Source organism: Streptomyces sp. GDS52 (genome assembly GCF_052246875.1).
Classification (GTDB): domain Bacteria; phylum Actinomycetota; class Actinomycetes; order Streptomycetales; family Streptomycetaceae; genus Streptomyces; species Streptomyces cathayae.
Window position 1 is genome coordinate 2574389 of record NZ_CM125966.1, and the last position, 21323, is coordinate 2595711.

Below are 21323 nucleotides of genomic sequence, written 5' to 3' on the forward strand. Positions count from 1 at the left end.
GCGCTTAAGTGACACATGCCCACCGACTGCTCACGGTTTTCGGCAAGGCACCCGTCTCCGGCTCCGCAGCCCCGGGGCCGCGGAGATCCCCTGCGCCCCCGGCAGAACACCATCCGAGCTGCCCCCGAGCAGGGCCCGGGGGGGTGGTGTTCCAGCTGGGTCTCGGGTCGTCAGCTCTCCGTGCGGGGGAAGGAGATCTCGACCCTGCGGTTCTTCTTGCGGCCGGCCTCGGTGGAGTTGTCGGCGATCGGGTACTGCTCGCCGTAGCCGCGCACCTCGTAGGTGACGCCGGGGTCGTTCAGCTCCTGGCCCAGGACGGTGTGCACGGCGTTCGCGCGTTTACGGGACAGGACGTCGCCGTGGGCCGAGGAGCCCAGGTTGTCCGTGAAGCCGAAGACGCGGATCTTCGTGGCGTTCTGCTTCTTGATCTCTTCGGCGATCGTGCCGATACGGGACTTCGCCTGCGCGCTGAGCTTCGCGCTGTCCTTGCCGAACAGCACCTCGGCCTGCAGCGCGAACGTCACCTCCGTGTTGGTGTCCTCCCGTCGCTCGTCACCGCTCTGCTCCTCGACGACCTGCTTGATGTCGAGCACCTTCGGTTCGGCGAGGGTGGCACCGTCGGGGAGCTTCAGATCGGGATCGTTGGGGTCGAGCTCGACCGGGGCAGAGGCGGTGGCCTCGGTGCCCGGGGGAACGCTGGGACCGTCGTCGGCGACGGCGCCGGTGGCGCCGAGAGTGCTCGCGGCGATGAGGACGGTGGCGGTAGCGGCAACCACTGCGAGACGTGGGGCCCCAGATCGGGTGCGCAAGTGGGTCATCGCCGCCTCATCCAGTGATCGCGATGTCGCCAGAGGCGAACATCGGCAACTGGAAGGTCACTTCGGTCGTCTCGTTCGGAGGTGACGGGAACTGCATGAAGACAGGCACAGTCTCACCTGACTTGACACGGCTGATCCCCGTTGTGGTGAGGGGGCGACCGTCCGTGTCGCGGAGAACGTAATAGCGCTTCTTTCCCTTGGAATCGATCAGTGCTGCCCCACCGAGAGACTGTCCGTTCCTGATGACCTCGGTTTCATTACCGCTCAGTTGCGCAGGCAGTGTGAGCGTACTGTCGCTTTCATTCTTCAGAGTGCCATTGACCGTGACGAAGCCCCCAGCGTCCCGCTCGGCAGAGGTGATTTGGAGCAGCAGGCCGCCAGGCCCCTTCAACTCGGCTTGGATCTCTTCTGCCGGGCCCTCTTGAGCACTCGGGTTGGACCCTTCGCCCTTAGAAGCGGACGCTGACGTTTTTGGACTCTTACCGTCATCACCGCCCCCACCACAGCCAGCCACCCCGAGGGCCAGTCCGGCCGCAACGGTCAGCGCGACCATCCCCCTCTGAGCCTTCGTTGTGAACCAAATGCTCATGCCTCTGCTTCCTTAGTCACTCGTCGTTCGTCGGTCAGTCGGCCAGGTGGACATCGAAAAGGTCCTCGGGCTGTGGGAGGAGTTCCACCGGTCCTTCGGGATCCAGTTCCCACTCGATGCCCTTACAGGTGAGCAGAGGCAGGGTGCCCTCGGGAGCATCTTCAGCCAGAGGGTCGAAGGTACAGCGAGGATCAATCACCGCAGTGGCTGTTTCCTTCGACTTCATGCTCTCGGTGCCGGGCACAATGGAGTCCCCCACGGTGTCGGTCGTCTGGACCTCGACGGTGTAGCCCAGCAACCCGTCCGGATCGCACCCCTGGACGGCTGCATCATTCTGCGCAGCGAGTTGTTGTGCGCGCCAGCACGAATCGTCGAGTCCTTCCGCAGCGCCGTCGAAGATCGCCTTCCACTTGGTTGGATCCAGGAGGTCCTCGATCCAGGCCCCCGTGAGCTGGTCACGCCTGTCCTGAGCCGCCGCGAGCGCGGCCGCGTCCGCAGCTGTCTGGGCACCGTTCCTGTTGGCCGCTGCCTGCCCGACCGCCAAATACGCGAACGCGAGAAAGAGCAGACCCCCCACCACCGTGATGTAGATGGGGAAGGCCTGCCCGGCGTCGCCGTACTTGTGGAACTTCCTCAACCGCCGGTTACCTCGGTGATCTTGTCGGTGATCGCATTGAGAATCGTCTGACCGATGCTCGTCCCCGTGATCGCCAGCACGATTGCCACCACCACCGCGATGATGCCCAGGTACTCCACCGCCGTCTGGCCCCTGTCGTTGCGGGTGGTGCGGGAGTGGAGGTAGGTGATCGTGGTGTTGATCCAGTTGCTCATGGTGTTCCCCTCCGGCTGACGCGGTTGCGGCTTGCTTCAGGGCGCCGCAGTCGATGTCAGCAACGTACGGCGAGGTTTTCGGTTCGCCAGAGGGCCCCAGGGCCCATTTCCGGGCCCAGTCACCGGTCCGCCGCTTCCTCTTCCCTGTTGTCACCGCAGGTCACCCCAGTCCTCGCGTCGAGTCCGGGGCCGTGCCGAGCCACTTCGCGGCGGCTTCGGAACGGCTGGTGCTGTGGAGCTTCGCGAAGATGCGGTTGATGTGGTTCTTGACCGTCTTCTCGCTGATGAAACAGGTGGCGGCGATCTGCTGGTTGTTCATCCCGGATGCGATGTGGTCCATGATCTCCGCCTCCCTTGCGCTCAGTTGGAACCTCGACCTGTCGGGGGCGGCCGGACGACCGCTTGTCCACCCGGACGACGACTGTCCCACAATCGGTTGCAGTTGCGAAAGGTTTTGTGAAGAAATGACGGCGGGAGACGGCTGGATCTGTCTCAGTTCGCCTGGTGGTGTGGCGGGTTGGGGATTTGTATACGGCAACGCGACTACGGAATCTGCGTATGCAGTCGCATCCTTCCGGGCGTCTCCCAGGCCGTCGGGTAACGGTGGACCCGGGGGTGCCTTGCGGAGCTGGGCCAGGAGCGCTCCGGCCGGTGTGGGGGTGAAGTGGGCTCGGCCCTGCCCGATGTCCCGTACGGCTGTGACCAGTTCGTCCGCCGTGAACTCGCCGTGGACCAGGTAACCGCCCGCTCCCCTGCGCAGTGCCTCCTGGACGATCTCCGATTCTCCGCTGTACGTCAGCATCATGACCGGGGCGATGCGTGCCAGGTACGGGAGTGCCGTGATGCCGTCCGTGCCCGGCATGCGGACGTCGAGGAGGATGACGTCGGGGTGGTGGTCCCGGGCGGCCCGGCATGCCGCGTCGCCGTCTGCCGCCTGGGCCACGACCGTCAGCTCCTCGTGGACGGAGAGCAGTGCGGTCAGGCCCGCGCGGACCACCGGGTTGTCGTCGGCGACGAGGATCCGCAGGGCGGTGGGTGAGGGTGCCTTCGGGGCAGGGCTCGGCAGCGTGCTCATGGGGGTGTCGTCCTCGCTGTCGCAGGGGTGGCCGGTGGCGCCGTGGCCGGCAGGGGGAGTTCCAGGCGGACTTCGGTGCCTCGGGGATGGGTGCCGCGGCCGATGCGGATGCGGGCGCCGATCGCGGCCGCGCGCTCGACCATGCCGACCAGGCCGAAGTGGCCCTCCCGGCGGAGTTGTCCGAGGTCCGTGTCCGGGGGCAGGCCGCTGCCGTCGTCGTGGACGCTGATGCGGAGCAGGCCGCCGTGGACGCCCGCGCTCACGTCGACGCGGGTCGGCGCCGCGTGGCGGTGGGCGTTCTCCATCGCCTCTTCGACGATGGTGAGCAGCTGGCGTGCCATGGCGAGGGGAACGGTGGGCGGGTGGTCGCCGGTTCGGCGGAAGGCCGTGGGGAGACCGGTGCGGGTGCTGAAGGTGCGGGTGTGCGTCGCCAGTTCGGCCAGTACGTCCGTGTCCGTGTCCATGCCCGTGTCCGGCTCCGTGCCGGCGGACGGGTGCGGCTCGCGGCGCAGGTCGGTCAGGAGTTCGCGGGACTCGGCGGCGGCGCGGCGGGCCGAGCGGGCGACGAGTTCCGCCTGCTGCCGCACCAGCGCCGCGTCCAGGTGCCCGGCGCTCGCGGAGGCGGCGAGGCCGTCGGCGGCCAGGGCGACGCCGTACAGGGTCTTGGCGACGGAGTCGTGCATCTCGCGGGCCAGGCGGGCGCGTTCCTCGCTGACCGCCTCCGTGGCGGCCAGCCGGGCCCGGACCTCCGTGAGGGCCCGGGTGGCCGTGCCGAAGCGGAGCATGAGGTTGCGGAGGCTGGAGCCGACCGCGCCGGCGAGCACACACGTGCCGGGCAGGAACAGGGTCTCCGTGAGGCCCGCCCGCGGGTCCGCCAGGGTCGCGTAGACCAGGAGCAGGATCAGGCCCTGGAGCGAGGCGAAGACGGCCGCTCCGCGCCAGCCGTAGACCAGGCCGGCGAGGAGCGGGGTGCAGACGCTGACGTAGGCGAGCAGGCTGTCGGGGCCCGCGGAGAGGAGGAGCAGGGCGCCGAAGAGGGTGTCCGCGGCCAGGAGGGTGGGGTGGCGCAGGAGGAGGGGGCCGAAGCGTTCCCAGTCCCGGAACAGGACGTAGGACGCCATGAAGGTGACCACCACGGCGATGCCGACCAGGCGGGTGCCCCAGCCCGGCCCCGCGTTGAGGAGGGCGGCGGGGGCGGCCAGCGCGATCATCGCCAGCCGGAAACCGAACACCTGCCGGCACAGGGCCTGGAGGGCGTTGATCTGGATGTCGATGTCCGGCGCGGGCACGGCGGCAGCCCCGGCCCGGTCCGTGGCGGGGCGGCCGCCGTCGTCCACGGGCGGCACCCGAAGGTGCGGCGCGTCCGCCCGGGGCACGGTGCTCCCGGGCCGCCGCGGGCGGCACCGCAGCGCCTTGCGCGTCGCACGTCCCGTACGTTCCCCGGTCGTCGTCATGGCAGCACCGCGTCCCCGTCCTACTCGCCCGTGATCGAGCCGAAGTCGGTGCCGGAGCCCAGGATCAGGCCCGCGCCGAGGAGGATCATCGTGGCCGGGACCATGAACGTGGTGATCATCATGGTGGCCTTGGGGACGGCGCGGGCGGCCTTGCGACGGGCGTTCTGCGCGTCCGTGCGGCGCATGTCCTTGGCGAGGGCGACCAGGGTCTCCACGATGGGGGCGCCCAGTTCCTCGCCCTGCTGCAGCGCGGTGACGAACATGGCGACCTGCTCGGAGTCGTTGCGGCGGCGGAGCTCCGCGAAGGCCTCGCGGCGGCTCATGCCGAGGTCCATCTGGCGGAGGGTGATGCGCAGTTCGTCCGCCCACGGGCCCTCGTACCTGGTGGCGACCCGGTCCAGGGCCTGGCGGAAGCCGAGGCCCGCGCTGACGACGACGGCGAGGACGTCCAGGAAGTCCGGCAGCGTCCGCTCGATGACGTCGCGGCGGATCCGGATCGCCGACCAGATGCCGACCTCCGTCCAGAACGCGCCGAAGGCGAGCAGCAGCAGCGCGACGAAGAACTGCCCGCGCAGGAGGAAGACCAGGCAGCCGAGGCCGCCGAGGAAGCCGTAGACCGCGCGGCGGGCGGCGTAGCGGTCGATGGTGAGGCCGCCGGGGTTGCCCGCCAGGTCGATCTTCCGGCGGTACCGGGCGACCCGCTGGGGGCCCATGAGGCGCAGGACGGCCGGGGCGTAGCGCATACCCATGCGGTCGACGAGCGAGTCCACCGCGCCGGTGCGGGTGGCGCCGACCTCCAGGGCGAGGACCAGGTCGGCGGGGAGTTTCGCCTCGGCGCGGTACATGCGGAGGCCGGCGAAGACGCCCCAGACGGCGATGGCCATGGCCAGTGCGAGCAGGAGTCCCATGTCAGTCGTTCCCTTCCCGTCCCTCAGACGTCGATGCGGGACAGGCGGCGGATGAGGACGAAGCCGATGGCGTAGAGGCCGAAGGCGACGATCACGGCGCCCTGGCCGACCGGGGAGCCGGTCATGCGCTCCAGTGCGCCGTCCTTCACCCCGTTCATCAGGAACAACGAGCCGACCCCCAGGACGGGAACGGCGTAGGACGTCATGCTGACCTGGGAGAGCTGGGTGCGGACCTCGCGCCGGGTCTCCTTGCGTTCCTCCAGGGTGTCGGTGAGGTTCCGCAGCGCGCCGACCACCTGGCCGCCGGCCCGGTTGGACAGCACCAGCGTGGTGACCAGGACGACCAGTTCGCGGGAGGGGAGCCGCTCGGCGAGTTCGCCCAGGGCGTCGTCCATCGAGGCGCCGAGCGCCAACTGGTTGTCGACCTTGGCCAGTTCCTCGCCGGCCGGTGCCTCCAGCTCCTCCGCCGCCATGCCGATCGCCGTCCGCAGGGCCAGGCCGGCCTGGGTGGCGTTGGCCAGGATGCGGGCCAGTTCGGGGAGTTGGTTGATGAACTTCTCGATCCGTTTCCGGCGCTGCCAGTCGAGGAACTGGAACGCCAGCCAGATGCCGAGGATCCCGGCGAGCGGGCCGAAGAACGGGGCGAGGACAGCCTGGCCGGTGAGGTGGAGGCCCAGGACCAGGGCGAGCATGCAGACGACGAACTCCCCCGGGGTGATGTTCAGGCCGGTCGCCACCAGCCGCAGTTCCAGTTTCCTGCCGAACGCGGTGCGGCGCAGCCTGCGGTCCAGAGTGGGAAAGCGGCGCCCGCGTCCGCCGCCCGGGACCTGGCCGGTGGCCGCGAGCCGGTCCACCAGCGCCTGCCGCTGTGCCCTGCCCGCGGCGTACAGGTGTACGCCGACGACCGCGAGGACGCAGGTCAGCAGCGCGATGCCGGTGGTCAGCGTGATCAGGTTCTGCAGCTCCATGGCGGCGGTCCTACCTGGCTTCTCGGGTGGTCAGCTGGTCGAGGGAGCGGGCGATACCGAAGGCCTGCGGGACGGGCTGACTCGCCATGTAGAGGCGTTCGGCGGTGCGGCGCGGGAGCGGGTGGTGCTCGTACGCGCCGTGGATGCGGCCGTCGGGGGCCATCGGCCGGGCGTTGAAGCGGGCGACGGTGGCCAGTCGGTACGGTTCCCCGCCGTGGCTCTCCAGCAGGGCGATCTCGGTGATGCGGCGGGCGCCGTCGGCGAAGCGGGTCAGCTGGACGAGGACGTCGACGGCGCTGTTGATCTGGTCGTGCAGCGCGGCGAAGGGGATCTCCACGTCCGCCATGGAGGCCAGGGTCTGGAGCCGCATCAGGGCGTCCTCCGCGCTGTTGGCGTGGACGGTGGCGAGGGAGCCGTCGTGGCCGGTGGACATCGCCTGGAGCATGTCGAGGGACTCGCCGCCGCGGACCTCACCGACGACGATGCGGTCGGGGCGCATGCGCAGCGAGTTGCGCACCAGGTCGCGGATGGTGATGCGGCCCTTCCCCTCGACGTTCGGCGGGCGGGCCTCCAGGCGGACGACGTGCGGCTGCTGGAGCTGGAGTTCGGCGGAGTCCTCGATGGTGATGATGCGTTCGCCCTCGGGGATCAGTCCGGAGAGGGCGTTGAGGAGGGTCGTCTTGCCGGTGCCGGTCGCGCCCGACACGATCACGTTGAAGCGTGCCCGCACCAGGCCCGCCAGCAGGTACAGCATGTGCTCGTCGAGGGAGCCGAGGCCGATCAGCTCGTGCAGGGTGAAGGAGCGCGGGAAGCGGCGGATGGTGAGGACGGCGCCGGTCAGGGAGAGCGGCGGGATGATGACGTTGACGCGCTCGCCGGAGGGCAGGCGCGCGTCGACCATCGGATTCGACTCGTCCACACGGCGGTTGACCGTCGAGACGATGCGCTCGATGGTCTGCATCAGCTGGTCGTGGGAGGCGAAGCGCATCGGGAGCTGCTCGACCCGTCCGCCGCGCTCGACGAAGATCGCGTCGGGGCCGTTGACCATGATCTCCGTGACGGAGGCGTCCTCCAGGAGCGGCTCCAGGATGCCGAGGCCGAGCGCCTCGTCGACGACCCTGCGGATCAGCTGGGAGCGCTCCACGGTCGACAGGACCGGGCCCTCGCGGCTGATGATGTGCCCGAGCACCCGCTCCAGCCTGGCCCGGCGCTCGGCGGCGGCCAGCGAACTCATCTCCGCGAGGTCGATCTCCTCGAGGAGCTTGGCCCGGTAGGAGGCGACCAGATGGCCGTCCTCACCCCGGTTGCCCTTCTCCTCGGGGGTGTTGATGCGTGCCCGCAGGCTCATGAGTCCGGTACTCCTCGGTCGTGGTTCGTGGTTCGCGGTGCCTGGTGCCTCGGTCGGTGAGCGGTGGTCAGCGGTCGGTGGCCGGTGGTCAGTGGTCCATGGGCATCGTGGCGGTCTTCCGGGCCTCGCCGAAGTCCCAGCCCGGCACGATCGACGGAATGGGGATCGTGGCCGTGACGGTGACCTCGTCACCGCCCCCCGACGGACCGCAGACGGTACGGCCGGCCAGCCAGCCGCTCACCGCGACGGCGCAGGCGCCCTGGGCGGACTCACCGAGCGAGGCGCTGCGGGCCCCCGCGCGGGCCGCGGTACCGGCCTGCTGCGCGGTGTACGCGATGAGGCCGAGCTGTACGCCGGCCATGGCGACGATGACGAGGATCGGCAGGAAGCCCAGATACTCGATCGCCACCTGGCCGCGATCCCGGCTCCGGCCCCGATCCCGGTCCCGACGCCGGCCACGATCCCGATGTCGCCGGGGATCCCGGCCGCGTCGGAGCCCGTCCCGCCTGTCGTCGTACGGCATCTCAGTCCCCCACCTCCTCCTCCACCGCGCCCGCGTGGCCCTTCACCTCGAAGGGAAAGTCGGCGGTCCCGGGGAAGAGGACGGGGACCTTCAGCGTCACGTCGGCGGTGACATAGCCGCCCCCGGTCACGCAGTTCACCGTCGCCGCTCCCTCCCAGGCACCGGGCAGCTTGTCCAGCCCCGCCGCCCGGCAGGCGCCCTGGCGTGCGCCCGGGTCCGCGGCGGTGGCCGCCCGTACCGCCTCGTCCGCAGCATTCCCCGCGAGGGTGAACGTGTATCCCACGAGGACGAGTTGCCACAGCACCACCAGCGTCACGAGGATCGTCGGGATCATGCCGAGGAACTCGATGGTGACCTGGCCCCGGTCCCTGCCCCGATCAGCGTGCTTCTCCTCCTTCTTCACCTCATCCCCCTCCGTCCCTGCGCCGTCGGATGCTCACGGCTCCCCGGTCGCCGCGCAGCCGGTCGCCGCGCAGCCGTCCGGCCTTGTGGGCGCCCTCGGCGGGTTTGACCAGACCGAGTTCTCCGGCCAGGCCCCACAGGGCCTGTTTCACCGTGCTCTTGCTCTCCAGTTCGTGGACCCGGCCCGCGTCGACGACCCCCTGCAGTTCCTTGAAGTGGGCCGGGATCACGGTGGCCGCGACCGCGGTGCCGGTGATCTTCTGGATGAGCGGGGGCTGGATCTCCGTACTCCGGGTGTGGCGGTTGACGACGACCGTGGTCTCCTCCGCCTTGCGGATCTGCAGCCGGTCCCACATCCGTACCGTCCGTTTGGCGCCCCGGACGGACACCACGTCGGGGGTGGTGACCAGGAGCGCCGTGGCGGCGGTCTCGACGGCCGCCGCGCCGGCTCCGCCGAGCTGGGCGCCGGTGTCGATGACGACGACCTCGTAGCGGGAGCGCAGGGCGCCGACGATGTGGCGGGCGGCGCGGTCGGTGACGTCCTCGCCGCGTTCGCCCTCGCCGGGGGCGAGGAGCAGGGTGAGGCCGGTGTCGTGGCGGAAGACGGCGTCGGCCAGGACCCGCGGGGAGATGTCGCTGATCGTCGCGAGGTCCACGACGGACCGGCGGAACTGGACGTCCAGGAAGGAGGCGACGTCGCCGGTCTGGAGGTCCATGTCGACCAGGGCGGTGCTGCGCCCGGACGCCTGGGCGGCGAGGGCGAGCTGGATCGCCGTCAGGGTGGTGCCCACCCCGCCCTTGGCACCGCTGACGGTGACGACCGTGCCGCCGGCTCCGGTGAACACGTCGCCGCCGGAGCCCAGATGACGGCGCACACCGGACGACCACTGGGCGACCGCGTGGACGCGGCTGGCGAGTTCCTCGTAGCTGAGCGGCAGGGCGACCAAGCCGCGGGCGCCGTAGTCCATGGCGGCCTGGAAGAGGCCGGGGCTCGCGTCGGAGGTGACGAGGATGACGCCGACGGCGGGGAAGCGCAGGGCCACCTCGCGGATCAGTTCCAGCGCGGGGACCGGGCCGATCCGCTCGTGCACGACCACGACCTCGGGCAGCTCGTCGACCGACTCGGCGGCCAGGCGCGCGAGGGTGTCGACGAGCTGGGTGGAGTCGGCCACCGGGGGCACCGGCTCGGCGTCCGGGAGCTGGCTGAGCAGGGTGGTGACGGACCGGGCGGCGTCCGCGTCACCGACTGCCGGGAGGATCCTCGTGGGCATGCGGGCCTCTCACTTGTCCTTCGCGAGTTCGTACGTACGGTCCTGCTCGGGGACCGTGGTGTCGCCGCCGGGCGCGACGAGCGCGAGCCTGACCCGTTGGGCGAACGACTCGGCGTAGGTGATGCGCTGGGCGTCGATGGTGGACAGCGCGAAAGTGATCGGGACGGCGTCCGTGGGCTGCCGGCCGCGGTCGCCCTCGTCGGGTTCGAGCGCCGTGATCCGGCCGACGTCGAGGACCTTGGCGTTGGTCACGATGATCTTGGACTGGGCGGGCGCGCCCTCGCGCTCCCCCTCGAAGGTGGCGTAGACGTTGACCGACGAGCCCGGTGTGATCTTGCCGGCGACGCCGGTGGCCGCGTCGATCATGATGGCGACCTCCTGCTGCCCCGGTTGCAGGGCGGGCTGGTTCACGATCATGTCGCTCTGCAGCAGGGAGCCCTCGCGCAGCGTGGTGACGGCGATCTTGCCCCGGATGTCGCCGAGATCGGTGACCGCGTTCTCCGACAGCCAGCGCTCGGGCATCTCGATCTTCTCGAACTGGCCCGTACTGAGCGGCGTGTAGGGCGCAACGTCGGATTTCAGCCGGTACGCGGTGACTTCGGGGCCGACCTTGGACTCCACGTCGTCGATGACGGAGAGCACGCCGGCGAACGCGGCGAGGGCGCACAGGATCGACAGGAGCAGGAGTATCACGCCGCGGCGCTGACGGGAGTTCATAGACCGTGCAACCTCATTGGGGGGTGTGGGCCGAGCGGATTCGATGGAGGGCGGGCGGTGAGCGGAAGGCGGACGGTGAGCGGAGGGCGGGCGGTGGGCCGGCCACCGGTCAGGTGGTGCGGCGGGCGAGGGCTCTGCGGCCGTCGTGGACGGGTACGGACGGCGGTGTGGCCGAACAGAACACGCACCGGTCACCGATGACGTCGATGCCGCACCAGTGGCAGATGCCGCGCCGCACGGAGGTGACCAGCTGGTAGAGGACGGACAGGTCGGGCAGATAGCTGCAGAACTCGATCATCTTGCCGGTCCCCCACCAACCCGGGGACTCGGCCGGAAGCGGTGCCTCGCGCAGCCCCTGCACCTTCCAGGACGGCGCCAGGGTGCCGGTGACCCAGTCGGACTGGAGCTGCCCCTTGGCGACGAGCATCCAGGTGCCGAACTCCGGTCCGTCCAGGGCGGCTTCGGGGCCGAGGCGGACGAGTTGCGGCTGAGGGTGGGCGAGTACCGCGAACTGGCTGCCGGGCAACCAGGACTTGGCGTGCTGCTTCAGGTTCACGGGGATCCGGTCGAGCCGGGCGACGGAGCCCAGCAGGGCACCGGAGTGGAGGTAGTGGACCAGCAGCCGGCCCGCCGAGGCGAGCACGCCGGGGCTGAGGTCACAGGAGCCCAGTTGCCGTAGCTGGCGGGCCAGTACGGCCACCGCGAGCGGCGGCAGGTCGGGGGTGAAGAGCGCGATGCGGTCGCTCTCCAGCAGGGAGCGCAGGGTGTGCAGCCGCCGCAGGACGGTGACAGGTGTCGCCTTGGAGCAGACGACGATGACGTACCCGTGCTGCTCGACGAGCGACTGGAGCTCGGTCAGCGCCTGTTCGAGCGGCAGGGTGTCGATGTCCCGTAACACCACGGCGGGCAGGGTTCGTTCGTCCTGCGGTGGCAGTGCCAGGTCGGCACTGGTCACGGCAATGGCTGTTGGCACGCGCGGCTCCCCGTTCTCCCCATGCCCGTCGGCCCGCCGGGGGCTGCTCCGGCGCACCGTGATGACTTCGCTGCGTGACTATGCGAGCACTGTAACCACGGCTCTGTTGCCGGAGAACAGCGTTTGTCCACCTCGTAGGCAACGAACGTTGCACAAGTTGCTCCAAAACGGGGCAGGTCGATCATCTCGCCGGTCTCGATACGGCCCACGGGGTGGAGATCCCGTGCACCGCCTTGACTCCCCCCTCCCGTCCCGGGGGCTACCGGCGGGTCGGAGCGTCGGCGAACCGGAGGCAGCCCCACTCCCCGCAATTGGTCTGGACCCATTGACAAGGCGATTGGTCTGGACCACGTTGTTGCTTCAACGACGGCCACCTTCACCCCCACGCTCCCCCCTTCTCGCGCCGACCTTCCCCTTCCCCCCTCTCTCTTCCCCCCTTCTCTCCTTCTCCCCCTTCCCCCCCTTCTCCCCACCGGAGGCTTCAGTGGACCGCACACCGGCTACGAAAGAACGCAGAAGCAGCAGAGGCAGCGGCCGCCTCTGGGCGGGCGCCCTCGTCTCCGCCCTGGCTCTCACCCTCCCCCTCGCGGGCGCGGGCCAGGCGGCCGCGGCGGACGTCAACAACGTCAAGAACGGCGGCTTCGAGGCGGGCCTGAGCAACTGGACCTGCTCGGCGAACAGCGGGACGACCGTCTCGTCCCCCGTGCACGGAGGTACGGCCGCGCTCAAGGCCACGCCCGCCGGGCAGGACAACGCCCGCTGCACGCAGACCGTCGCGGTGCGGCCCGACTCCACGTACTCCCTGAGCACCTGGGTGCGGGGCGGCTACGCCTACCTGGGCGTGACCGGCACCGGCACCACGGACGTGTCCACCTGGACCCCGGACTCGACCAGCTGGAAGCAGCTGACGACGAGCTTCCGGACCGGCTCCGCGACCACCTCGGTGACGGTCTACACCCACGGCTGGTACGGGCAGCAGGCCTACTACGCGGACGACCTGTCGGTCTTCGGCCCCGACGGGGGCGGGGGCGGTGACCCGGAGCCCACGGTCCCGGCCACGCCGGGCGGCCTCGGAGTCTCCGGCACGACGTCCTCGTCGGTGTCCCTGGCGTGGAACGCGGTCTCGGGCGCGACCGGTTACACCGTCTACCGCGACGGTACGAGGGTGACGGCGGTGTCGGGCACGTCGGCGACGGTGTCCGGCCTCGCGGCCTCGACGTCGTACTCCTTCCAGGTGGCCGCCACCAACGCGGCGGGCGAGTCGGCGAAGTCGACGGCGGTGACGGCCCGGACGAGGGAGAACGGCGGCGGAAACAACGGTCTGCCCAGACACGCGGTGACCGGCTACTGGCAGAACTTCAACAACGGCGCGGCGGTGCAGCGCATCTCGGACGTCCCGGCCCAGTACGACATCATCGCGGTCGCCTTCGCGGACGCGACGGGCACACCGGGAGCGGTTACCTTCAACCTGGACACGGCCGGCCTGAACGGTTACACCGTCACCCAGTTCAAGGCGGACGTGCGGGCCAAGCAGGCGGCCGGCAAGAAGGTCGTCATCTCGGTGGGCGGTGAACTGGGCACCGTGTCGGTGAACAACCCCACCTCCGCGACGAACTTCGCGAACTCCGTGTACGCCGTGATGCAGGAGTACGGCTTCGACGGCGTCGACATCGACCTGGAGAACGGCCTCGACGCGACCTATATGACGCAGGCGCTGCGGTCGCTGTCCGCGAAGGCCGGCCCGGACATGATCCTGACGATGGCCCCGCAGACCATCGACATGCAGTCCACGTCCAACTCCTACTTCCGGACCGCGCTGAACGTGAAGGACATCCTCACGGTCGTCAACATGCAGTACTACAACAGCGGTTCGATGCTGGGCTGCGACGGCAAGGTCTACAGCCAGGGCTCGGTGGACTTCCTGACCGCGCTGGCCTGCATCCAGCTGGAGGGCGGCCTCGACCCGTCCCAGGTGGGCCTCGGCCTCCCGGCCTCCACCCGCGGCGCGGGCAGCGGCTACGTCTCCCCGAGCGTGGTGAACAACGCCCTGGACTGCCTGACGCGCGGCACCCACTGCGGCACCTTCAAGCCCTCCAGGACCTACCCGAGCCTGCGCGGCGCCATGACCTGGTCCACCAACTGGGACGCCACCGCCGGCAACGCCTGGTCCACCGCGGTCGGACCGCACGTCCACGCCCTGCCGTGACCTCCAGCCGATACGGCGCCGCCCCCGGCCACGTCACCGTGGGCGGGGGCGGCGCACTGACCACGGTCAGGCGACAGGGACGGCCGCCGGCTCACGCCGTGCGGCCCGCGCCTGCTCGTACGGCGCGTCGAGCTCCTCGGTCGAGAGCCCGGCCGTCTCACGCATGAAGTAGACCGCGGTACCCGAGACGATGGCCACGACGACGCCGAAGCCTGCCACGGGCAGCCACCCCAGCGGTCCGTCCCAGAGCAGGGCGGTGGCGATCAGCGGGGCGAATCCGGCGATCACATTGCCCAGCTGGTTGCCCATCGCCATGCCGGAGTAGCGGACCGGGGCCGCGAACTGCTCGGCGTAGAAGGCCGGCCACACGCCCTCACGGCAGGCGTAGAGCAGCGCCATGAACACGATCGTCATGACGGCGATGCCCGGAACGTTGCCGGTCGAGACGATCCACAGGTAGGGGACGATCGTCACCCCGCAGCCGATCGAAGCGGTGAGAGTCACCGGTCGCCGGCCGAACCGGTCGGACAGATGCGCCGCGGCAGGCGACGTGAACATCATCAGGGAGACCGCCACCGCGCTGATGATCAGCATCGTCGACCGCTCCACGCCGACCTCCTGCGTCGCGTAGGCCAGGACGAACACCGTCGACAGCGACTGCATCATGGCCAGCATCGTCGCGCCCGCGACGCGCACGACCGACCCGGACTGGTAGCGCAGCACGTCCTTCGCCGGCAGGCTGCGCACCTCGTCGTCCTCGGCTATCTCCTGGAAGACCGGGGTCTCCTCCAGGCGGGTACGCACCAGGTAGGCGATCAGGACGACGACCGCCGAGAGCCAGAAGGGCACCCGCCATCCCCAGCTGTACAACGCCTCGTCCGGCAGCGCCGCGACCGGGATGAACACCAGGGTCGCCAGCACGTTGCCCGCCGCGATGCCGACCGAGAGGAAGCTGCTGAAGAAGCCGCGACGTTCGTTCGAGGAGTGCTCGACGGTCAGCGTCGCCGCACCGGCCGATTCCGCCCCGGCCGAGAAGCCCTGGAGCAGCCGCAGGATCGTCAGCCCGATCGGGGCCAGAACCCCGGCGGAGTCGTAGGTGGGCAGGCAGCCGATCAGGAAGGAGCTCACGCCCATCAGGACCAGGCACCCGAGCAACGCCCGCTTGCGGCCGATCCTGTCGCCGAAGTGACCGAACACCAGGCCGCCGAGCGGTCGTGCGACGTATCCCACGCCGAACGTCGCGAACGAGGCGATCAGGCCGACAGCCGGGCTCACGTCGGGGAAGAACAGGTGGTTGAAGACCAGCGCAGCCGCGGCGCCGTAGATGAAGAAGTCGTAGTACTCGAGCGTGCTGCCCAACAGTGACGCCATCGCGGCCTTGCGTGGCGTCTTCTGTCTCTGCGTGACCTGCTCCATGGTTCTTGCCGTCCTTGCGTCGTGCACGAGGCGTTCGTGTCAGGGCGGGGAACGTGACGGACGCCTACCGCTCCGTCGCGCTGGAACGGCATTCCAACATGAAAAGCAGTTCGATACAAGATAAAGTTGGAACGACATCTCATATGGAGACGGCGATCCGGGTTTTGGTGGCAGGATGAGCCGCAGATCGGCGGCACCACCGGCAAAGACCCTCGCTGAGAAAGGGAAACGACTCATGGCTCCTGCGCTCGCGCGCGGCCTCGGCATCCTCGAAGTCCTCGCCGGCGTCGAGAAAGGCCTGCAGCTGCACCAGATCGCCGACTCGCTCGGCATACCTCGCAGTGCGGCTCACCGGTTGCTCGCCGAGCTCAGCGACGCCGGCTACGTACGCCAGGACGGCGCGCTCGGCAACTACATGCTGAGCCTCAAGCTGGTCTCCCTGGGCCTGAAACATCTCGCGGGCAACGACCTGGTCGGCCTGTCCCGGCCCGTACTCGAGCAACTCGCCAGTGACACCGCCGAACTCGTCCGCCTGGCCGTCATCGACCATGAGGACATGGTCTGGGTCGCCGCCTACCAGGGCGCACGCTCCGGGCTGCGCTACGACCCCGACTCGGGCAGCACCGTCACGCTCAGCTGCTCGGCCACCGGTTTCGCCTGGATGGCGCACGTACCCGAGGAGATCGCGCTGCAGAAGATCCTGCGCCAGGGCATCACCAGCCGGGAGGACGGCGGGCCCCGCGCACCCCAGACGATCGACGAGATCCGCGCCGAGCTCACGAAGACCCGCGACAACGGCTTCGCCATCGCCATCGACACCTACTCCCTGGGTATCGGAACCGTGGCCGCACCCGTCTTCGTCGCCGGTGAGGTCGCCGGGGTGATCAACATCACCGCCCCGACGCCACGGCTGACCGAGGAACGACTGGCGCAGCTCGCGCCGCGCCTGCTCCGGACCACGGCCGAGGTCACGAAGATCCTGGAAGCCGCCGAAGGGCGTCTGCAGACCGTCGCCCGCGCCTGAGGGCGGACGGATACGGGACCGCGTACGTGCCGGGCAGCAGCAAAGTGTGCGGCCCGGCACGACAGGAACCGGCGGAAGACGGCGTGCAGTCGTCACGTGGTCGGCAACGGCACCGCCGTCCCTCAGCCGGTGGACCGGGGCCGGGTCTCGCCGAAGAAGTCGAGCATCGGCTCCAGTTGGGCCGCGAGCATGTGACGGCCTTCGTGCGTCGCATGGCCCAACCGGTCCGCGTGCTCCAACCACGCGGTGCGCGTCGGGTCCATCACGATGTCCGCGACCACCGCGCCCGGTGCCAGCGAGGTACGGCTCAGATCCAACGGCAGCGGGTCGTCCGGTGACAGCCCCAAGGGGGTGGCGTTGACCACCAGATCACACGCGTGGCCGTCGACACGGTCGAGGACCTGGACCTCGGTGCCCGCAGCGCCCAGCAACGAGGCCACCGCCGCACGGCGGTCCGCGTCGATCTCCCCGATCCGCACCTCGGCACCCTGCGCGTGCAGGGCGAAGGCGATGGCGACGCCGGCACCTCCGCCGCCGATGATGTCGACCCGCGGATGATCGGGCAGCCGGTGCCGGGCACGCAGCCCCGCGACGAACCCCAGGCCGTCGACGTTGTCCCCGTGCCAGCCGCCGCGCTCGGTACGGCGCACGACGTTGACGCTGCCGCACGCCTCGGCCGCCGGCCCGAGACTGTCGCACATCCCGGCGACGTTCACCTTGTGCGGCACCGTGACGACGACCCCGGTCACCTGCTCTGCCCCGGACAGGCCGGCCATGACGTCGGACAGGCTGTCCGCACGACAACGTGTCATGACCATCAACGAGTTCAGGCCGACCTCACGCGCCCGGTCGTTGAACAGGTCGGGCAGTTTGACCTGCTTGATCGGATCGCCGAGCAACACGAAGAGCTTCATCGCGCGGCAGCCTCCAAGGCTATGTGTGAGGCCGCGACGCGGCCGAAGATCAGGCCCTTGCTCAGCGCCGTGCCGGTCACGTACGCCTTGCCGTGGAATCCGCCGACGACCTCGCCCGCGGCGTACAGTCCGGGCACGGCCGCCCCGGACTCGGTCAGCACCCGGCCGACGGCGTCGACGGCCACGCCGCAGTACGTCGACGTCATCAACGTCTTCGCGGGGTAGGCGTAGAACGGAGCCTTGGCGACGGGCACGAGACGCCCCACCCCGTTGCACAGTCCGGTGCGGCCGAAGGCGTCCGAGCGGTCACCTGCCACCACCGCGTTGTACTCGTGCACCGTGCGCTCCAACCGTGCCGCGTCGATGCCCGCCGCCTCGGCGAGCTCCCGCAACGAGTCGGCCCGGTGCACATGCCCCTTGTCCTCGAGGGCGTCGATGTCCGAGAGGGGAACCCCCGGCTGGGACTGCGCACGCACGTCCGCGTCGAACACCTGGAACGCGATCTGCCGGGGCTGCTCCAGGCACTCGGCGCCCAGCGTCTTGTACGAGGCCGACTCGTCCACGAAGCGCCGGCCCTCGACGTTCACGATGACGGCACCCATGTAGAACGCGGTCAGCAGTTCGTGTTCCTCGATGGTCGTCTCGGGGTGGGACCCGAACGTGCCCGAGACGTACTCCATGTCACGCAGGGCCGCTCCTCGAGCCGCGGCGAAGCGCAGGCCGTCGCCGGTGTTGCCCAGGCCCCCGTACGGCATCGCGTCGACCTGCCGCGGAGCGTACCGGCCGATGATCTCCGGGGAGCGGGTGAAACCGCCTGTCCCCAGCAGGACGCCGTGGGCGTGCACACTCTGCCGCGTGCCACCGTCCAGCTCGACCTCCACACCCGCGACGGCCCCTCCGTCGTCGATGAGGTCCACCACGCGGGCACCGGTGCGCAGGACCACGGTGGACGCGGCCTCGACACGGGCGAGCAGGGCGGCCAGCACGGTCTCGATCGGCGCGTGGTGCGAGCGGGGGACGCTCTGGCCGGAACTGAGCTTGACCACGTCGAACTCCAGCCCCAGCCCGCGCATCCAGTCGTAGGCGTCGTGCTGCTCGCGCACGTACGCCTCCAGCAGCGCCGGATCAGCGACCCCGCCGGAGGCGGCGAGCATGTCCGCCACGAAGGTGGCGTCGTGGTCGGCGATGCCACGCCGCTGCTGCTCGTCGGTGCCCGAGAAGGCGAACCATCCGCCGCTCATCGCGCTCGTGCCACCGATCTCCGGCTGCTTCTCCAGCAGGACGGCACGTACCTGGTGCTCGGCGCACCACGCCGCGGCCGCGAGGCCGGTGATGCCGGCCCCGACGATGACGACGTCCACCTGGGACGGCACCGCACTTCGGTCGTGGCTCATGACGCCACCTCGACCCGAGCACCCTCGGCGGCCGGACGACGGACCGCACGCACCCGTGGAAACCCGGACAACCGTCTCACCGCCCGTGCACGTTCGTGATGTCGGCGAAGACGGGGGCGCGCTTCTCCAGGAACGAGGCCACGCCCTCCATGCCTTCCTGCCCGCTGAACGTCTCGTCGATGAGCACGGAGAGCGCCTCACGGACCACCGGCAGCGACTCGGTCAGCATCGTGTGGTTGGCGAACTTCTTGCTCAACGCGGTGGCCCGCGGGGCGTTGCGCGCGATCCTGGCGGCGACCTCCCCGCCCACGCGCTGCAGATCGTCCGGCGCGACGACGCGAGTGATGAGACCCGCCTCGAGGGCTTCCCGTGCGCTGACGGGTTCGCCCGTCAGCGCCAGGTACTGCGTCATACGTCGGCTGGTCGTGTAGCTGGCCGACCCCAGGAAGACGGTGGCCCACAGGCCGATGCTCGTTTCCGGAAGGCGGAAGACAGCGGCGTCACTGGCGACGACGACGTCGCAGAACTGGAGGAGTTCCATGCCGGCGCCGAGCGCCATGCCCTGGACCTCCGCCACGATCGGCAGCCTGCTGCCGGCCATCGCCGTGATCGTCGGAACCATCAGGTCCAGGAAGTAGGCACGTGTCTGCGCCCTCGTGGTGAAGGCGTTCGTCTCCTTGATGTCGTTGCCCGCGCAGAAGGCACGCCCTTGCGAGCGGAGCAACAGCACACGGATCGACGGGTCGTCCTCGGCCGTGCGCAGCTCACGCAGCAGGTCCGTCCACGCCTCGCTGTTCATGGCGTTGAGCTTTCCCGGTCGATCAAGGGTGAGGATCCGGATCGGTCCGTCGGTCTCAGACTTCACGGCTGTCCTTTCGGGTGAAAAGCTCGGCCGCCATGGGCGACACGTCGTCGAGCACAGGGGTGAAGGGGCAGTGGTCCAGTACGTCGGCCTGTACGTCGACACCGGGTGCGACCTCGCGCAGGGCCCAGCCCTGCGAAGTCAGCTGGAAGACGGCGCGTTCGGTGACGAGGTGCACGTCCTGTCCCCGTTTGACCGCCTGCTCGCCGCTGAAGGTGATCTGGTCGACGTCACGGACGAACTTGTCGACGGAGCCTTCGCGGGCGATGCCCAGCGTTCCGTCGCCGATGTCGGGCTTGAATCCGGCGGCGGTCAACGAGCCGCAGAAGACCACGCGACGGGCGTTCTGGGCGATGTCGATGAACCCGCCGGCCCCCATCACCTCGCCGTTGTAGAGCGATACGTTGACGTTGCCGTGCCGGTCGGCCTGCGCGAAGCCCAGGAAGGTGACGTCGAGCATGCCGCCCTGGTACAGGTCGATGATGTTCGTCATCGTCAGCAGGGCGTCGTAGTTGCTCGACGCGCCGAACGTCATGCCGAGCGACGTGACCCCGCCGATGACCCCGTGCTCGTTCGTCATCGTGATCTGCTCGCTCATGCCGGTCTCCTGCAGCACGGACGCCACGCCGTCGGGCACCCCGACACCGAGGTTCACCACGTCGCCCGGCTGGACGAAGCGGGCCGCCCGCTCGGCGATGATCCGCCGCCACCCGTGCGGCAGCTCGGGGAACTCGTCGATGCGCACATCACCGGCGAAGGCGTCGTTGCGCTCCGCCACATAGGTCTGCCACTGCTCCGGGTACTCCACGACCGCGCCGACGAGCGCCCCGGGGATGTGCACGCGCTTGGGATGGAAGCGCTCGGACGCGACCTCCTTGACCTGCACGAAGGTACGCCCCGGACCGGGACGGGTCGCGCCGCCCCGGTAGCCGGCCATGCTGATCTCCAGCGTGTCGAGGTACGACGGTTCGTCGTCGTACACCACGTTGCCCAGGACGTCGGCCCGGCTTCCTCGCACGAAGGCGAAGTCGATGGGGATCGCCCGGTAGAAGAGGTACTCCTGCCCGTCGATCTCCATCACCTCGACGAGGCTGTCCTTGGAGATCGAGTTCAGGCTGCCTCCGCCGAGCCGCGGATCGACGAACGTGCCGAGGCCGGTCCTGGTCAGCAGCCCGGGCCGGCCCGCAGCGGTGTCGCGGAAGAGCTGGCTCAGCACACCGAGCGGGAGGTTGTAGGCCTCGACCTGGTTGTCACGGATCATCTTGCCGACGGCGGGGCTGTTGCCCATGTGGCCACCGATGAACTTGGCGACCAGACCGGGCTTGGCCAGGTGGCTCATGCCTCGCAGCGCCTTGTCGCCCACACCCACGCTGTGCACGATCGTCAGATCGCGCGGGCTCCCCTCAGCCTCGAAGCGGGCCGCCAGAGCCATGATCAACGCATCCGGCTCGAGCACCCCGCCCCCGCCTCCCGAGATCGCGAGCGTCGCGCCATCGGTGATCTCACGCACTGCCGCGGCTGCGCTGATCGACACGCCACCCACTGCGACGTCCTTCACTGAAGCCACCTGCCCTCTTCCCTCCCGCCGACCTTTGGCCGGAAGTGCACACAAAGTAGCATGGCTGGAATG

Annotated in this window: 21 protein-coding genes; 2 read left to right on the forward strand and 19 right to left on the reverse strand. The window is 69.7% G+C overall.

Going from position 1 to position 21323, the window contains the following annotated elements; genetic code table 11:
- Window positions 1-170: 170 nt before the first annotated feature.
- The 14 genes from ACTWJ9_RS11545 to ACTWJ9_RS11610 form a co-directional block, all read right to left on the reverse strand.
- On the reverse strand, window positions 171-818 hold the full coding sequence (locus tag ACTWJ9_RS11545) for an OmpA family protein (protein ID WP_443295660.1): 648 nt from the start codon (window positions 816-818) through the stop codon (window positions 171-173).
- Between the two features lie 7 nt (window positions 819-825).
- Complete coding sequence (locus tag ACTWJ9_RS11550; protein WP_443295661.1) at window positions 826-1407, reverse strand: hypothetical protein; 582 nt, start codon at window positions 1405-1407, stop codon at window positions 826-828.
- Window positions 1408-1441: 34 nt separating this feature from the next.
- The gene (locus ACTWJ9_RS11555) at window positions 1442-2044 is read right to left on the reverse strand and encodes a pilus assembly protein TadG-related protein (RefSeq protein WP_443295662.1); all 603 of its coding nucleotides are present in this window, start codon (window positions 2042-2044) and stop codon (window positions 1442-1444) included.
- The gene (locus ACTWJ9_RS11560; RefSeq protein ID WP_443295663.1) at window positions 2041-2238 is read right to left on the reverse strand and encodes a Flp family type IVb pilin; all 198 of its coding nucleotides are present in this window, start codon (window positions 2236-2238) and stop codon (window positions 2041-2043) included. Before ACTWJ9_RS11560 ends, ACTWJ9_RS11555 begins: the two co-directional genes overlap by 4 nt.
- Window positions 2239-2398: 160 nt before the next feature.
- Entirely contained in the window at window positions 2399-3313 is a 915-nt protein-coding gene (locus ACTWJ9_RS11565) for a response regulator (RefSeq protein WP_443295664.1), read from the reverse strand.
- Window positions 3310-4524, reverse strand: coding sequence for a sensor histidine kinase (locus tag ACTWJ9_RS11570; RefSeq protein WP_443295876.1), 1215 nt, complete (start codon window positions 4522-4524; stop codon window positions 3310-3312). Before ACTWJ9_RS11570 ends, ACTWJ9_RS11565 begins: the two co-directional genes overlap by 4 nt.
- A gap of 263 nt (window positions 4525-4787) precedes the next feature.
- Window positions 4788-5675: a DUF5936 domain-containing protein gene (locus ACTWJ9_RS11575; RefSeq protein WP_279334177.1), complete on the reverse strand. Its 888-nt coding sequence runs from the start codon at window positions 5673-5675 to the stop codon at window positions 4788-4790.
- 23 nt (window positions 5676-5698) lie between these two features.
- Window positions 5699-6643, reverse strand: a complete 945-nt coding sequence (locus ACTWJ9_RS11580) for a type II secretion system F family protein (protein ID WP_387039764.1) — start codon at window positions 6641-6643, stop codon at window positions 5699-5701.
- 10 nt (window positions 6644-6653) lie between these two features.
- Window positions 6654-7991 carry a CpaF family protein gene (locus ACTWJ9_RS11585; protein ID WP_443295665.1) on the reverse strand — a complete coding sequence of 446 codons (1338 nt, stop codon included), beginning with the start codon at window positions 7989-7991 and terminating at the stop codon, window positions 6654-6656.
- Window positions 7992-8079: 88 nt separating this feature from the next.
- A complete protein-coding gene (locus ACTWJ9_RS11590) occupies window positions 8080-8400 on the reverse strand; it encodes a TadE/TadG family type IV pilus assembly protein (RefSeq protein WP_387039760.1) in 321 nt (106 codons plus the stop codon).
- Between the two features lie 115 nt (window positions 8401-8515).
- On the reverse strand, window positions 8516-8848 hold the full coding sequence (locus ACTWJ9_RS11595) for a pilus assembly protein (protein WP_443295877.1): 333 nt from the start codon (window positions 8846-8848) through the stop codon (window positions 8516-8518).
- Window positions 8849-8918: 70 nt separating this feature from the next.
- Window positions 8919-10187: an AAA family ATPase gene (locus tag ACTWJ9_RS11600; protein WP_443295666.1), complete on the reverse strand. Its 1269-nt coding sequence runs from the start codon at window positions 10185-10187 to the stop codon at window positions 8919-8921.
- A gap of 9 nt (window positions 10188-10196) precedes the next feature.
- Window positions 10197-10904 carry a Flp pilus assembly protein CpaB gene (gene cpaB / locus ACTWJ9_RS11605; RefSeq protein ID WP_279334183.1) on the reverse strand — a complete coding sequence of 236 codons (708 nt, stop codon included), beginning with the start codon at window positions 10902-10904 and terminating at the stop codon, window positions 10197-10199.
- Window positions 10905-11013: 109 nt separating this feature from the next.
- Window positions 11014-11859 carry a hypothetical protein gene (locus ACTWJ9_RS11610; RefSeq protein WP_443295878.1) on the reverse strand — a complete coding sequence of 282 codons (846 nt, stop codon included), beginning with the start codon at window positions 11857-11859 and terminating at the stop codon, window positions 11014-11016.
- Window positions 11860-12361: 502 nt separating this feature from the next.
- On the opposite strand from ACTWJ9_RS11610, the gene ACTWJ9_RS11615 reads away from it, so the two are divergent.
- Window positions 12362-14083 (forward strand): chitinase, encoded by a 1722-nt coding sequence (locus tag ACTWJ9_RS11615; protein ID WP_388703079.1) that lies wholly within the window; start codon window positions 12362-12364, stop codon window positions 14081-14083.
- 66 nt (window positions 14084-14149) lie between these two features.
- Here the strand turns inward: ACTWJ9_RS11615 and ACTWJ9_RS11620 are convergent, their stop codons facing one another.
- On the reverse strand, window positions 14150-15499 hold the full coding sequence (locus ACTWJ9_RS11620) for an MFS transporter (protein WP_279334185.1): 1350 nt from the start codon (window positions 15497-15499) through the stop codon (window positions 14150-14152).
- A 235-nt stretch (window positions 15500-15734) separates the two neighbouring features.
- Between ACTWJ9_RS11620 and ACTWJ9_RS11625 the strand changes: the two genes are divergently transcribed.
- On the forward strand, window positions 15735-16523 hold the full coding sequence (locus ACTWJ9_RS11625) for an IclR family transcriptional regulator (RefSeq protein ID WP_279334186.1): 789 nt from the start codon (window positions 15735-15737) through the stop codon (window positions 16521-16523).
- A 122-nt stretch (window positions 16524-16645) separates the two neighbouring features.
- On the opposite strand, the gene ACTWJ9_RS11630 is transcribed toward ACTWJ9_RS11625, so the two are convergent.
- The 4 genes from ACTWJ9_RS11630 to ACTWJ9_RS11645 all read right to left on the reverse strand — a co-directional run bounded on the left by ACTWJ9_RS11630 (window position 16646) and on the right by ACTWJ9_RS11645 (window position 21251).
- Window positions 16646-17437 carry a shikimate dehydrogenase family protein gene (locus tag ACTWJ9_RS11630; RefSeq protein WP_279334187.1) on the reverse strand — a complete coding sequence of 264 codons (792 nt, stop codon included), beginning with the start codon at window positions 17435-17437 and terminating at the stop codon, window positions 16646-16648.
- Window positions 17434-18831 carry an FAD-dependent oxidoreductase gene (locus ACTWJ9_RS11635; RefSeq protein WP_387039750.1) on the reverse strand — a complete coding sequence of 466 codons (1398 nt, stop codon included), beginning with the start codon at window positions 18829-18831 and terminating at the stop codon, window positions 17434-17436. The genes ACTWJ9_RS11630 and ACTWJ9_RS11635 overlap by 4 nt, the downstream gene beginning before the upstream one ends.
- 76 nt (window positions 18832-18907) lie before the next feature.
- Window positions 18908-19696, reverse strand: a complete 789-nt coding sequence (locus tag ACTWJ9_RS11640) for an enoyl-CoA hydratase/isomerase family protein (protein ID WP_388703085.1) — start codon at window positions 19694-19696, stop codon at window positions 18908-18910.
- Window positions 19686-21251, reverse strand: coding sequence for an acyl CoA:acetate/3-ketoacid CoA transferase (locus ACTWJ9_RS11645; protein ID WP_279334190.1), 1566 nt, complete (start codon window positions 21249-21251; stop codon window positions 19686-19688). The genes ACTWJ9_RS11640 and ACTWJ9_RS11645 overlap by 11 nt, the downstream gene beginning before the upstream one ends.
- Window positions 21252-21323: the final 72 nt, after the last annotated feature.